The organism is Sulfurimonas sp. (genome assembly GCF_050296975.1).
GTDB lineage: Bacteria > Campylobacterota > Campylobacteria > Campylobacterales > Sulfurimonadaceae > Sulfurimonas.
The window spans coordinates 15,263-28,178 of the sequence record NZ_JBNKRX010000031.1 but is presented as its reverse complement, the minus strand read 5'-3'; the positions used below and the strand labels follow the sequence as shown (position 1 = coordinate 28,178).

Sequence of the window (12,916 nt, the reverse complement as noted above, 5' to 3'; positions counted from 1 at the left end):
TTAAAGCAAAACTTCAACTTAAGCCAAATAGTTCTTACATCAAAATAACAATTTATAATTCTTTTATCTAATTATAGCTAGAATTAAACCAATTACAAAATAATTGAAGAGTGTGCCCTTGATAACAAAAGCTCAAATAGATGATTTTATAGAAAAAATTCCGCCCTCACCCATAGTATTAAAACAAACAATGATGCTATTAAATGCTGGAGAACTTACAAAGGCTGCTAAAGTAGCTATCGAAGATAAAGCATTAAATAGCTATCTTAAAAATATTGTCAATAAACCCATTTTCGGTTTTAGAAATGAAGTAAGTGACATATCTCAAATCTTTGGTATATTAGGGCTTTCAGGCTCACAACAAGCTGTTTATAACTATATGGTTTCACTTTTAAGCCCTGCTAAATGGTCACTCTTTGAACTTAACTCTCATACTTTTTATGAACTTCAAGCACACCTTAGCTCTCTTTGGAAAAAAATTCTTACCCATCTCAATATTGAAGATAAAGAAATAGAGAGTGCAATCGCCCTACTTCCTGCTAGTATCATCGTAGCTGATGCTCTTTTTGGCGAAAAAATCAATGATGTTCATTTATTACGCAGTGCAAATGATATAGACTACAATACAATCCTAAAAAGATTGTGTGCTATGGATTTGTTTGATATTTGTGAAGAGATTGGGAAAAAATGGGATATGGAACAACAAACATATGAGATAGTTCAAGCAGCTTCGGGTGTAAAAAGTTACGAAGATGAACAAACTATGTTACTTGGAAAATGGATGCATTTACTTCTGTTTTTTACATTATCAAAACCAGAGTTTATCGCTGCACAGCTCAATGATTTTATCGAATTTCAAGTAGATTTTGTAGAAGAGATTTATGGTGATTTTATGAATATAGCGGAAGTTGAACAATGAGAGCAGTTGTAAAAAATGGTATAGGTGTTTTTAATCCTCAGGGCTTTTTAGATGGTAATGCAGCAGTCTCATTACTGAGTGTTGAAGATATTGAAGCGACTGCAAAATTAAACGTAGATATGGTGTTAGTCTCATTAAAACGTGTGATCTTTTTTAATCGAAATGGTCTGGATGCTTTTGTAAAAATGTTCAAAAAAGTACGTTCAGAAAAGCACATAGTAGTAGGGTTTTGTGACTATGATGCTAAAAAATACAAAGCGATGAAAAGTTTTTACAAGGAAGGGTTAAATTTCTCTTTATTTCACTCCCTTGAAGTTGCTGAACTCTTTTCCACAAGTTTTAAAAACCAACAAAAAAATGTCTTGCTTTATAGTAGTGATAAGTCACAACGTGCAGCGATGGCAATTGAGTTACACGATAATGGGCATAACCCTATTATCGCTCAGTCTCAAGAGGAGTTTGATGAAAAATCCCAAGCTGAAGGCTCATACGATGTTATCATTGAGCATACTTATCTTGGACAAATGGGGCAAAGTGTAGCTACCCGTGTTACGGGAAATGCCATTATCTACACAGTAACTTCATTTTTAGACGCAGAGATTGGAAATACTTTTAATATTGCTTACCATAACAACTCTTTACATGTTGGCTTTCGCCTTTTTATTTTTGATGCTTATAAAGTTGTAAGTATGAATATTCATGCCCTCAACTTTTTCTCAAAACTAGCCTCATCTGCAGCAGAGTTTAATGCTACTATTTGTTTTGTAGGGATGACGTTTGATAAAACCCCTCAAGAGTTTAAAGAGACAATGGAAGACTCTGGAATAATGTTCTTTGATCAAATGGATGATATCTTACAAAACAAAGAGCTTCTCAATGAACTAGGAGCAAGTAGTGCAGCTGCAACAAAAAATAAACGTGCTCTAACAAAACAAGTAGTAACTGAACTACCAAACTTTATAGATGCAGCAGTTGCAACGATAGAGATGATGACAAATGCTAAGGCTGTTAAAGAGAGTGCTAAAGTAGATAAAATTGTCATAAAAGATAAAGAAAACAAAATCGCAAGTTCTATAGGATTTTATGGTGACTTAGATGGGATGGTTATTTTAGTATTTCCTCTTGCTATTGCAAAAAAAGCGTGTGAGCTTCTCATTGGTGAAGCTACAGATGACAAAGATATGATCTTAGATACTCTAGCTGAACTTGTAAATATTGTAGGTGGTAAAATAAAAACTTTACTAGCAGATGATAACCATAGTGTTGATATTACACTGCCAAGAACATACCCTGATATTGATTCTTTACTTGAAGTAACACAAGAGAGAAGTGCTGTCGAGGTTCATTTGAATTTTAGTAATGATAAGTTTGTATTTTTCTTAACAAGATAAAAGCTAGTTTTTTCTATAATTTGAAAACTAAAAGAGATGGAACATAAAATGATTAAAATAGCACCTAGTATCTTATCTGCAGACTTTGGAAATTTAGCGAAAGATGTAAAAGAGATTTGTGAGGGTGGATGCGATCTAGTACATGTTGATGTAATGGATGGTCACTTTGTACCAAACTTAACTATTGGACCTGTTGTTGTTGAAGCAGTTGCAAAAGTAGCAACTAAACCTTTAGATGTACACTTAATGGTTGAAAATAACACTTTTTTTGTTGAGCTTTTTGCACCACTCAAACCTGAATATATATCTTTTCACATTGAAGAGGAGAAACACCCTCACAGACTTATTCAAAAGATCAGAAGTTATGGGATAAAACCTGCTATTGTTTTAAATCCACATACTCCACCTGAAGCTATCGAGTTTTTACTTCAGGATTTAGATATGGTACTTCTGATGAGTGTAAATCCTGGTTTTGGTGGACAAAGTTTTATCGAGAGTGTTATCCCTAAAGCTGCACGTTTAAAAGAGATGCGTGATCGCCTCAACCCTAACTGTCTTATAGAAGTTGATGGTGGTGTGAATAATGAAAATGTTTATGATCTCAAAGTAGCTGGTGTCGATGTTGTTGTAGCTGGAAGTTATGTATTTAAACAGACTGATCGAGCCGCTGCTATTAAAAGTCTACAAGTTTAAATAATGACTATGCGCACGAAGATTTGTGGAATCACTTCTTATCGAGATGCTATGGTTGCGATCGAAGCTGGTGCAGATGCACTTGGTTTTGTATTTTATGAGAAATCTCCAAGATATCTCACTCCACAAAAAGCGAAAGAGATAATTGCACAACTTCCCCCTTTTGTTGAAAAAGTTGCCCTTTTTGTAAATGTAACTCCACAAGAGATCGATACGATTTGCCAACAAACAGGAGCTACGTTAGCACAACTTCATTTTGAGGTTGACCAAGATTTCTGCAACCAACTCAAAACTCCACATATTAAAGTTATCCGTGCACAAACAAAAGAAGATATTCTAAACTTTAATGATGAGTACAGATTGGTTGATGCCTACTGTGAAACGTATGGTGGTGCTGGGAAACGGATCAATATAGAATGGTTTGAAGATATTGACTGCTCTAAAATTATCTTAGCTGGAGGTCTTAATCCTCAAAATGTAGCCTCTCTTAAAGAGTATGGGTTTTATGGTGTTGATGTAAGTAGTGGTGTAGAGTTAAGTCACGGAAAAAAAGATCATAAGAAAGTGAGAGAGTTTATCGCGAATGCTAAGGCATAATATTTCACTAGATGATAGAAGTATCTCAAGACTCTCTAGCAAAGGTCTCTCTCTTAAAACTTTAAAAGATCAACTCAATGACGAGCTTGATACCTCTCTTGAACTTTTTAAACTTCAAGGTTTAAATATAGTAAAACATGAGGGGTATTTTTACTTTGATACTCGATTTATTCCACTTAATGAAGCTGAATTTTGTATAGTAGATATAGAAACAAATGGTTCTAAAATTGAGAAACACCAGATCATTGAGATAGCCGCTGTCAAAGTACAAAACAAAAAAATCATAGATCGTTTTGAATCTTTAGTATATGTTGAAAATATCAATCCAGCCATTACCGAGATTACAGGTATCAAAGTGGAAGATACAAAAGATGCTCCACATCTCAAAGAGGTTTTAACAGAGTTTAAAACATTTTTAGGAGATGCTATATTTATAGCACATGATGTAAAATTTGATTATATGTTTATCTCTAAAAGTATGCAAAAAATTGGCTTACCAGCACTTCTAAATCGTTCGTTATGTTCATTAGCTCTAGCTGAGCGAACTATCGTTTCGTACCGATATGCACTTTCATACCTTAACGATTCACTCAACTTAAATCCAAATGCACAACATCATAGGGCTATGAGTGATGTACTTACTACTTATGGGCTATTTTTATTATCATTAGAACATATAGATGAAAATGTAAAAAATGTAGAGGATTTGATCCGTTTTTCAAAAGAGGCTAAACGGCTCAAACGTCCAAAGTTTGATCCTTTGGTAACAGAGGAAGAGACTACAAAGTAAAACTACTCTGCAAAAGCTCCTGGTTTAACTAGTTTCGCGTATCTAGCATCCATACGCTCTTCTTCACTCATCGCTTTTAATTGTACCAATGAGTTTGTAATATACTCTGCAATGGCAGTAGCAGAAGCTTCTTTTTCACGATGTGCACCGATGAGTGGCTCATCGATAATATCATCGATCAAATCTAACTCTTTAAGATCAGATGCTAAAATTTTCATCGCATTTGTTGCAGCTTCCACTTTTTTCGGATCATTCCATAAAATAGCTGAACAACCTTCAGGTGAAATAACGCTAAATACAGAGTAACGCATCATAGCAAATTTATCTGCTACACCAATAGCAAGTGCTCCACCAGAACCACCTTCACCAATTACTATAGAGATAGTTGGAACTTTAAGTTCAGAGAACTCTAAAAGGTTTCTAGCAATCGCTTCTGATTGGTTACGCTCTTCTGCACCGATTCCAGGATATGCACCTGGAGTGTCTACGAGCATTACAATTGGCATGTTAAATTTTTCAGCTAGTTTTGCTGCACGAAGTGCTTTACGGTAGCCTTCAGGATGTGGCATACCGAAGTTACGTTTTAACTTATTTTTTGTACCACGCCCTTTTTGCTCACCGATAACCATAACTTTTTCATCGCCAATATAACCCATATAACAGATAATAGCTGCATCATCACGGAAATGTCTATCTCCGTGAATCTCATACTTATCACGCATAATGAGATTGATATAGTCCAGTGCATAAGGACGATCTAAGTGACGTGCAAGTTGTAATTTTTGAAAATCACTAAGATTTCCATAAATTTTTTCAACCTCTTTTTCAAGTTTGTTTTTTAAATCTTCTACAGCTGTATAATCATGGCGAACCTGTGCAGAAATAATATCTTCTTGAATGAACTTTATTTTGTGTTCAAAGTCTAAGTATGTAGCCACATTATTTCCTTACTAGCTTATATCTTTTTGAAAATAAGAACGCCGTTTGTTCCACCAAAACCAAAAGAGTTTGACATAACAATGTTAAGATCAGCTTTTCTTGCACCTTCTGTTACATAGTCAAGATCACAGTTTTCATCAGGAGTTTCATAGTTAATAGTTGGAGGGATAATTCCATCTCTCATAGCCATTAAACAAGTTACAGCTTCAATTCCACCAGCAGCACCAAGACAGTGACCAATTTGCCCTTTGATTGAACTCATTGGAGGACAGTTCTCTTTTCCACCAAGAAGCTCTTTTAATGCAGCAGTCTCATTTTTATCGTTAATAGGTGTTGAAGTTCCGTGTGCATTCACATAGTCTAACTTAGGGCGACCTGCCATCTCATATGCAGCTTTCATTGCACGAGCTGGACCATCAAGACTTGGAGTTGTAATGTGGTTAGCATCACCACTCTCTCCAAAACCTATAACTTCACCATAAATTTTTGCACCACGAGCAATAGCAGTTTCATACTCTTCAAGAACAAGCGCAGCAGCACCCTCCCCCATAACAAACCCATCACGACCAGCATCAAATGGACGAGAAGCGTGTTTTGGATCATCATTTCTAGTTGAAAGTGCTTTCATAGCAGCAAATCCACCAACACCAACACCTGTAATAGCAGATTCAGCAGTTACAACTAACATTCGCTCAGCTCCATTACAAATGATCGTTTTACACGCTTCACTTACAGCATGAGTACCAGCTGCACATGCAGTTACCGATGATAAGTTTGGTCCTTGGATTCCATGTTCAATAGATACAAATCCACCAAGCATATTTACTAATGCACCAGGGATAAAGAAAGGTGAAATTCTTCTAGGCCCTCTAGTTTCTAAAATGATAGAGTTGTTCTCGATTGATGGCAATCCACCTATACCACTACCAGCAGAGATACCAAATCTTGTTTTATCTATATCATCTCCAAAAGCAGCATCTGCCATAGCTTCTTGCGCAGCTTTAATTCCAAAATGTATAAATCTATCAGCTTTTTTTACCTCTTTTGGAGGCATTACAGTTGCTGGATCAAAGTTTTTTACTTCACCTGCAATCTTTGCAGAATAGTTTTCTGGATCAAAAATAGTGATAGTGTCAATTCCACACTCACCATCACAAATCGCTTTAAACGCGCTTTCTTTGTCGTTTCCAACAGAGTTAATCATACCTAATCCAGTTACTACCACTCTTCTCATTCAATATCTCCGTAAATATATAAATTATAGTATTTTTATAAATAAACTTTTTTCAAATTGATTGATAAAAATACTTCTTTTGTATAAAAGGGAAAAAGCCCTTTTATAACTTAACTATATGTTTCTTAGTTTTTGCTCTCAATGTAAGCAACTACATCAGCAACAGTTTGAATCTTCTCAGCTTCGTCGTCTGGAATTTCGATATCGAATTTCTCTTCAAGAGCCATTACTAGTTCAACAACGTCAAGACTATCCGCACCTAAATCTTCAACGAATTTTGAATCCTCTTTAACCTCATCAGCGCTTACGCTTAGTTGTTCAACTACTACCTCTTTAATATCATCTAAAAGTGCCATTATAGCTCCTGTATTTAAGTTTTAAAATCACGTAATTATACCATAAATATCTTAGATAAAGATTTATGCCATATTCATTCCGCCGTTAACTTTCAGCGTCTCACCTGTGATGTATGATGCATGATCTGAGAGTAAAAATGCCACAGCATCAGCGATCTCTTTTGCTTCTCCCATTCTAGCCATTGGGATTTTTGCGTTTAATTCTGCTTTTACATCATCGCTAAGAACTTCTGTCATTTCAGTTGCGATGAAACCTGGAGTAACATTATTATATCTAATACCACTAGTAGCTGCTTCAAGTGCAAATGATTTTGTCATTGCGATCACTCCACCTTTACTTGCAGAGTAGTTAGTCTGACCTGCATTACCAGTTTCACCAACAATTGAAGCGATATTTACAACTGAACCAAATTTTTTCTTTCTAGCACCTTTGAAAAATTCACGACAACCAATAAAACAAGATGTTAAGTTTGCATTTATAACAGACATAAAATCTTCTGTTTTCATACGAAGTGCTAGTTTATCGTTTGTGATCCCTGCATTGTTTACTAAGTATGCAAGTTCTCCATCACTGTCTATGATAGTTTTAATAGCATCACTAAATGCAGCCTCATCACTTACATCAAAACCTATAACTGCTGCACTTCCACCAGCTGCTTCAATCTCATCTTTTACTTTATCTGCTGCCTCTGCACCGCTTCTATAATTCACCCATACTTTTAAACCGTAACTTGCTAAAACTTTTGCAACTTCAGCACCGATACCGCGACTTGAACCTGTAACTAAAACATTCTTTCCTGTAAATCTCATTAAAATTTTTCTCCTTTTTTAGATTAAACTTTGATCCATCTGAGATGGAATTTCAATATTCATAAGTTTTAGAACTGTTGGAGCTATATTGTTTAACCCACCAGCTTCAACTTTTGTAACATTTGGAGCGTCTACAAAACACCAGACTTTCCCAACTGTATGATTTGTAAGGATATTTCCAGCATCATCTTTCATCTCTTCACAATTTCCATGATCACTTGTCAAAACAAACGCGTACTCTTTTTCATGTGCTTTTTCTAAAATCGCTCCAAGCTGTGCATCTACGGTTTCAACTGCTTTTATAGCTGCATCAAAATTACCAGTATGCCCAACCATATCTCCATTTGCGAAGTTTACAACTATAAAATCATACTCTGCATCCATTGCTGCTAGAACTGCTTCACCAACTTCTGGTGCGCTCATCTCTGGCTTCATATCGTACGTTTTTACATTTGGCGATGGGATCAAAACTCTTGTTTCATTTGCATAAGGTTCATCGATTCCACCATTTAAAAAGAATGTGACGTGGGCATATTTTTCTGTTTCAGCAGTATGTAATTGATGTAAATTATTGTTTGAGATTACCTCTGCCAAAGTATTTTTTGGTGATTCTTTTTTAAAGAGTACGGGATATGTAAAACTTTTATCATATTCTGTAATAGTTGCTAAGTTTACATTTGCTACTTTTCGCTCAAATTCAGAAAACTCATTTGAAGCAAGTGCCGTTACCATCTCACGCATACGGTCACTTCTAAAGTTTACAGTTAGTACTGCATCACCCTCTTGCATACCATCATATCCATCAAATGCAGTTGGTTCTAAAAACTCATCTGTTTCACCGATAGCATATGAGTGTCCAACGTACGCTTCTGGGTTCATAGATGTTTTTGGCTGGGCACTTACTATAGCATCATAACCGCGTTGTACCCTCTCCCATCTGTTATCTCTGTCCATTGAGTAAAAACGTCCTGATATTGTTGCGATAGTTACGTTTTCATTTAGATGTTCGTGTACAATTTTTAAGTATTTACTCGCTGAAGTTGGAGAAACATCTCTACCATCTGTTATAAGGTGTAAAAATACTTTTTTTCCTTGACGTGCTGCAATGTCAGCTAAACCCATAAAATGATCGATATGTGAATGCACACCACCATCACTCATAAGCCCTACAAGGTGTAATCTACCAGAAGTTTCAAGAAGCTCAACTAGCGCTTCATTTTTTTCTAAAGTTTGCTCTTGGAGTGCTAAAGATATCTTTACTAAATCTTGGTATAAAACTCGTCCACTTCCTATAGTCATATGCCCAACTTCAGAGTTTCCCATCTGCCCCTCGGGCAAACCAACACTCAGTCCAAATGTATCGATTAAAGAGTGTGGTACTTGTTCAAAAAGTTTGTCATATGTTGGTTTTTTTGCATGAAAAAAAGCATTGCTGTTTGTTTTTTCACAAAAACCAATACCGTCTGTGATTACCAAGATTGCTTTATTAGTCAAATATTTTCCTAGCTGTAAAAATTTATCGTATTATACTATAATACCTTTTTACTTTTACAAACGAAGTTATAACAAGGGCAAATATTTGATTTACTACTTACACCAACTTTTAGATATAAATATCTTGGGTTACATCACTATCCGCGCAGGGATTGCATTTTTCATCGCTTTACTTTTAACACTTTTTATCATGCCAAAATTTATAAGATGGGCACAGAGAACTTCTAGCGTTCAACCTATCAATAACTGGGCACCAGAACGCCACCAAGAAAAAGCAAAAACACCAACGATGGGTGGTGTTGTATTTATCAGTGCGACACTTATCGCTTCTGTTTTAACGATTAACTTTAGTAATCTTTATGCCTTAGGAGCACTATTAACACTTATTCTTTTTGTACTTATCGGTTTTCAAGATGACTATGCAAAGATCAAAAAGAGTGAAAACTTAGCTGGTTTAAAAGCAAAAACAAAACTAGCCCTTCAAATCCTCTCAGCTTTAGTTGTTGCATGTTTTTTATGTCTTTTTGCAGATTTTAACACTGATCTTTATCTACCATTTATAAAAACTCCTGTGATCGATATGGGTGTGTTTGCTATTGGTCTTTGGATACTTGTAATTGTTGCAACTTCAAATGCCGTCAATCTTACAGATGGTCTTGATGGTTTAGCAACTGTACCTTCCATCACAGCTCTTACATCTTTTAGCATCATCATCTACGCTACAGGTCATGCAAAAATAAGTGAGTATCTTTTAATTCCAAACATCCCTGTAGGAGAAGTAAGCATCGTTGCAAGTGCACTCATCGGGGCATTAGCTGGTTTTTTATGGTACAACTGCCACCCTGCTGAAGTGTTTATGGGTGATAGCGGTTCACTTACTGTTGGAGCATTTTTGGGCTACTTGGCAGTTATCTCAAAAAGTGAAATACTTTTACTGCTTATAGGTTCTATCTTTGTGATCGAAACACTCTCTGTAATATTACAAGTTGGAAGTTACAAACTGCGAAACAAACGGGTGTTTTTAATGGCACCGATACACCATCACTTTGAGATGAAAAACTGGGCTGAAAATAAGATCATTGTACGTTTTTGGATCATAGCAGTTCTATCAAACGTTTTAGCACTTATAACTCTCAAACTCAGATGAAAAAACTTGCAATCTTAGCATCGCACAACGGTTCAAACCTAGATGCGATCTATAATGCAATACAAAACAATCAACTTCATGCTACCATCTCTCTTGTTATATCAAATAACTCAGATGCAAATGTACTACAAAAAGCAAAAGAGTATAACTTGCAACATTTTGTACTCAACCAAAAAAACAGCCAAAATCCAGACCAAAAAATAACTCAACTTTTAACTGAAAATCTTTGTGATGTAGTGGTTCTAGCTGGGTATATGAAAAAACTCTCCGCAGACATCACTTCAAACTTTCAAGTGATAAACTCCCATCCATCTTTACTTCCAAAATATGGCGGTGTTGGGATGTATGGAAGATATGTCCACGAAGCCATCATAAACAATAATGAAACAAAAAGTGGTGTAACTATACACTATGTTAATGAGGAGTATGATGAGGGGAAAATCATCTTACAAAAAGAGCTTTTTTTAACTCCAGATGAGAGTGTAGAGACACTTGAGAGAAAAGTAAAAGAGCTTGAACAAAGCGCAGTTGTAGAGGCACTAAAACTATGTTTGAACTAAGTGAATACATCGGTATCATAGCGTTTGCAATGAGTGGTTTTTTTGTGGGAGTGAGAAATCATCTTGATTTTTTAGGTGTACTCATATCTACCTTTTTAACTGCTCTTGGTGGTGGCATCATCCGTGATGTGATCGTTGATCGTGTTCCGTTTACATTTTCACACACTTATCCTGCACTTATTATTTTGAGTGTTATGCTTTTGATGATAATTTTCAAATTTCATAAACGCGATTCTATCGAAAACAAACTTCTTTTCATTATGAGTGACTCTATAGGTTTGGTCTCTTTTAGCATCTCTGGTGCGATAATCGGCATACAAGCTAGTTTTAATCTTACAGGGATCATCGCTGTGGCTTTTATAACTGCTGTTGGCGGTGGTATAGCCAGAGATGTCATCATCAATGAAATACCCTTTGTTTTTAAAACTGGGTTTTATGGAACGATTGCGATACTTATAGCACTGAGTGTATACATCTTACACATTTATGGTTATGTAAATATTTTCTCAACTACTATACTTTTTGTGTTTTTCTTATCACTTAGACTTCTAGCGTTTTACCGCAAATGGTCAATACCTCTAACATAAGCAAACTTTCAGTACATTATAGATAAAATTTCGTCCTCTTAAAAGAGAGGCCAATTAGCTCAGTCGGTAGAGCAAGTGACTGAAAATCACTGTGTCCTTGGTTCGATTCCGAGATTGGCCACCACTTTTATACTATTTACAACACTGGCCAATTAGCTCAGTCGGTAGAGCAAGTGACTGAAAATCACTGTGTCCTTGGTTCGATTCCGAGATTGGCCACCACTTCAAAAACAAAAAAATCATACAAATTATTGGAATCTTTTTGTTATAATTTCAAACGCTATATTTATAGTTCTTCAAAACTTGGGGCTGACCTGGTTTCGACGGGATTTGGTAGCTTTTAACTGCATGTCGGACTGAGCACTTCCGTTACACGGCTCGCTGCGAATAAACGCAAACAATACAAATTATCGCCCAGCTTTAGCAGTAGCTTAAGTTTTTAACCCCTCTTTAAGAGGCGGGCTGCTTCACCTATGGACTCTGGATAGATAGGATTCGAAGTATAACCCTTATGCAGATATATATTGCGTCTGTCTCAGCGCAATACGAATCTTTGAGACTCGTCTTGTGTAGCTTTGCAAGTTGTGTGAAGCAGGATTAAATTAAACAACTTCTCTAAGCATGTAGACGTTACTAGTAGCTAAGTTTCGGACTGCGGTTCAATTCCGCACAGCTCCACCAATTATCTTTTCCCAATATGCTATAATACCTCCAATTAATAAGATATACAAAGGTTTTATTGTGACTAAATCTAATATACTTAACTATCTAAAAGAGCATTTCAGCGAATTTCATAGCAAATATGATGTTGAGCGTATAGGACTATTTGGTAGCTATGCCAGAGATGAAGCAACTGAAGATAGCGATATAGATATTGCAGTATCTATGAGTCCAAAACTATTTAATATCATTTCCATAAAAGAACAAATCGAAAACGATCTACATAAAAAAGTTGATATTGTAAGACTTCGACCAAAAATGAACTCCTATTTAAAAGATCGTATACTCAAGGATGGTTTGTTTGTTTGATAAAAGCTTAGTGATAGAGATACTAACTCAAATCATAGATGCTATAGAAATAGTAGAAGAGAGATGCAAGTTCGCAAAAACACAAGATGATTTTTGTGACACTAAAGAGGGGCAAGAAAAACTAGATGGTATCTGTATGAAACTTATCGCTGTTGGTGAAAGTTTAAAAAATATAGACAAAATTACTGACAAAAAACTACTAGAGCAATACCCAACAATCGAATGGAAAAAAATCAAAGGTATAAGAGATTTTATCTCTCATCATTATTTTGATCTGGACGCTGATGTTATCTTTGATGTTTGTCAAAATGAAATAGAAGAACTACTTCTAGTTTTAAAAAAGATGAAAAACGACCTACTGAAATAATAT

15 protein-coding genes, 2 tRNA genes and 1 other RNA gene are annotated in these 12,916 nt (G+C 35.7%); 13 read left to right on the top strand and 5 right to left on the bottom strand.

Annotation, left to right across the window (positions count from 1 at the left end; all coding sequences use genetic code 11):
* The first annotated feature begins 112 nt into the window (after window positions 1–112).
* From ACQY56_RS09115 to ACQY56_RS09095, 5 genes are read left to right on the top strand one after another with little or no spacing between them, the layout of a single operon-like run.
* Entirely contained in the window at window positions 113–919 is an 807-nt protein-coding gene (locus tag ACQY56_RS09115; RefSeq protein WP_428737938.1) for an HDOD domain-containing protein, read from the top strand.
* On the top strand, window positions 916–2,310 hold the full coding sequence (locus tag ACQY56_RS09110) for a chemotaxis protein CheX (RefSeq protein WP_428737937.1): 1,395 nt from the start codon (window positions 916–918) through the stop codon (window positions 2,308–2,310). Before ACQY56_RS09115 ends, ACQY56_RS09110 begins: the two co-directional genes overlap by 4 nt.
* Before the next feature lie 51 nt (window positions 2,311–2,361).
* Window positions 2,362–3,003, top strand: coding sequence for a ribulose-phosphate 3-epimerase (gene rpe / locus ACQY56_RS09105; RefSeq protein WP_428738062.1), 642 nt, complete (start codon window positions 2,362–2,364; stop codon window positions 3,001–3,003).
* 9 nt (window positions 3,004–3,012) lie between these two features.
* Window positions 3,013–3,600 (top strand): phosphoribosylanthranilate isomerase, encoded by a 588-nt coding sequence (locus tag ACQY56_RS09100; RefSeq protein ID WP_428737936.1) that lies wholly within the window; start codon window positions 3,013–3,015, stop codon window positions 3,598–3,600.
* Window positions 3,587–4,390 carry a 3'-5' exonuclease gene (locus ACQY56_RS09095; protein WP_428737935.1) on the top strand — a complete coding sequence of 268 codons (804 nt, stop codon included), beginning with the start codon at window positions 3,587–3,589 and terminating at the stop codon, window positions 4,388–4,390. The genes ACQY56_RS09100 and ACQY56_RS09095 overlap by 14 nt, the downstream gene beginning before the upstream one ends.
* Window positions 4,391–4,392: 2 nt before the next feature.
* On the opposite strand, the gene accA is transcribed toward ACQY56_RS09095, so the two are convergent.
* The 5 genes from accA to gpmI all read right to left on the bottom strand — a co-directional run bounded on the left by accA (window position 4,393) and on the right by gpmI (window position 9,223).
* Complete coding sequence (gene accA, locus ACQY56_RS09090) at window positions 4,393–5,328, bottom strand: acetyl-CoA carboxylase carboxyl transferase subunit alpha (protein ID WP_428737934.1); 936 nt, start codon at window positions 5,326–5,328, stop codon at window positions 4,393–4,395.
* A 17-nt stretch (window positions 5,329–5,345) separates the two neighbouring features.
* Window positions 5,346–6,563 (bottom strand): beta-ketoacyl-ACP synthase II, encoded by a 1,218-nt coding sequence (locus ACQY56_RS09085; protein ID WP_428737933.1) that lies wholly within the window; start codon window positions 6,561–6,563, stop codon window positions 5,346–5,348.
* A 125-nt stretch (window positions 6,564–6,688) separates the two neighbouring features.
* The gene (acpP, locus tag ACQY56_RS09080) at window positions 6,689–6,919 is read right to left on the bottom strand and encodes an acyl carrier protein (protein ID WP_428737932.1); all 231 of its coding nucleotides are present in this window, start codon (window positions 6,917–6,919) and stop codon (window positions 6,689–6,691) included.
* A gap of 63 nt (window positions 6,920–6,982) precedes the next feature.
* Complete coding sequence (gene fabG / locus ACQY56_RS09075) at window positions 6,983–7,729, bottom strand: 3-oxoacyl-ACP reductase FabG (protein WP_428737931.1); 747 nt, start codon at window positions 7,727–7,729, stop codon at window positions 6,983–6,985.
* 18 nt (window positions 7,730–7,747) lie between these two features.
* A complete protein-coding gene (gpmI, locus tag ACQY56_RS09070; protein WP_428737930.1) occupies window positions 7,748–9,223 on the bottom strand; it encodes a 2,3-bisphosphoglycerate-independent phosphoglycerate mutase in 1,476 nt (491 codons plus the stop codon).
* 85 nt (window positions 9,224–9,308) lie between these two features.
* Between gpmI and mraY the strand changes: the two genes are divergently transcribed.
* The 8 genes from mraY (at window position 9,309) to ACQY56_RS09030 (ending at window position 12,913) form a co-directional block, all read left to right on the top strand.
* Window positions 9,309–10,370, top strand: coding sequence for a phospho-N-acetylmuramoyl-pentapeptide-transferase (mraY, locus tag ACQY56_RS09065; RefSeq protein WP_428737929.1), 1,062 nt, complete (start codon window positions 9,309–9,311; stop codon window positions 10,368–10,370).
* Window positions 10,367–10,930: a phosphoribosylglycinamide formyltransferase gene (purN, locus tag ACQY56_RS09060; protein WP_428737928.1), complete on the top strand. Its 564-nt coding sequence runs from the start codon at window positions 10,367–10,369 to the stop codon at window positions 10,928–10,930. Before mraY ends, purN begins: the two co-directional genes overlap by 4 nt.
* Window positions 10,918–11,517, top strand: coding sequence for a trimeric intracellular cation channel family protein (locus ACQY56_RS09055; RefSeq protein ID WP_428737927.1), 600 nt, complete (start codon window positions 10,918–10,920; stop codon window positions 11,515–11,517). The genes purN and ACQY56_RS09055 overlap by 13 nt, the downstream gene beginning before the upstream one ends.
* Window positions 11,518–11,565: 48 nt before the next feature.
* Window positions 11,566–11,641, top strand: a tRNA-Phe gene (locus tag ACQY56_RS09050).
* 22 nt (window positions 11,642–11,663) lie between these two features.
* Window positions 11,664–11,739: transfer RNA gene (locus tag ACQY56_RS09045), tRNA-Phe, on the top strand.
* Between the two features lie 83 nt (window positions 11,740–11,822).
* Window positions 11,823–12,198, top strand: a transfer-messenger RNA (tmRNA) gene (gene ssrA, locus ACQY56_RS09040).
* Window positions 12,199–12,258: 60 nt separating this feature from the next.
* Entirely contained in the window at window positions 12,259–12,546 is a 288-nt protein-coding gene (locus ACQY56_RS09035; protein ID WP_428737926.1) for a nucleotidyltransferase family protein, read from the top strand.
* Window positions 12,530–12,913: a HepT-like ribonuclease domain-containing protein gene (locus ACQY56_RS09030; protein ID WP_428737925.1), complete on the top strand. Its 384-nt coding sequence runs from the start codon at window positions 12,530–12,532 to the stop codon at window positions 12,911–12,913. The genes ACQY56_RS09035 and ACQY56_RS09030 overlap by 17 nt, the downstream gene beginning before the upstream one ends.
* Window positions 12,914–12,916: the final 3 nt, after the last annotated feature.

Excerpts from the sequence above, each read along its gene's own strand:
- ACQY56_RS09110 (WP_428737937.1), top strand. The coding sequence starts at position 916 with ATGAGAGCAGTTGTAAAAAATGGTATAGGTGTTTTTAATCCTCAGGGC.
- ACQY56_RS09100 (WP_428737936.1), top strand. The coding sequence starts at position 3,013 with ATGCGCACGAAGATTTGTGGAATCACTTCTTATCGAGATGCTATGGTT.
- ACQY56_RS09095 (WP_428737935.1), top strand. The coding sequence starts at position 3,587 with ATGCTAAGGCATAATATTTCACTAGATGATAGAAGTATCTCAAGACTC.
- ACQY56_RS09085 (WP_428737933.1), bottom strand. The coding sequence starts at position 6,563 with ATGAGAAGAGTGGTAGTAACTGGATTAGGTATGATTAACTCTGTTGGA.
- acpP (WP_428737932.1), bottom strand. The coding sequence starts at position 6,919 with ATGGCACTTTTAGATGATATTAAAGAGGTAGTAGTTGAACAACTAAGC.
- fabG (WP_428737931.1), bottom strand. The coding sequence starts at position 7,729 with ATGAGATTTACAGGAAAGAATGTTTTAGTTACAGGTTCAAGTCGCGGT.
- purN (WP_428737928.1), top strand. The coding sequence starts at position 10,367 with ATGAAAAAACTTGCAATCTTAGCATCGCACAACGGTTCAAACCTAGAT.
- ACQY56_RS09055 (WP_428737927.1), top strand. The coding sequence starts at position 10,918 with ATGTTTGAACTAAGTGAATACATCGGTATCATAGCGTTTGCAATGAGT.
- ACQY56_RS09030 (WP_428737925.1), top strand. The coding sequence starts at position 12,530 with ATGGTTTGTTTGTTTGATAAAAGCTTAGTGATAGAGATACTAACTCAA.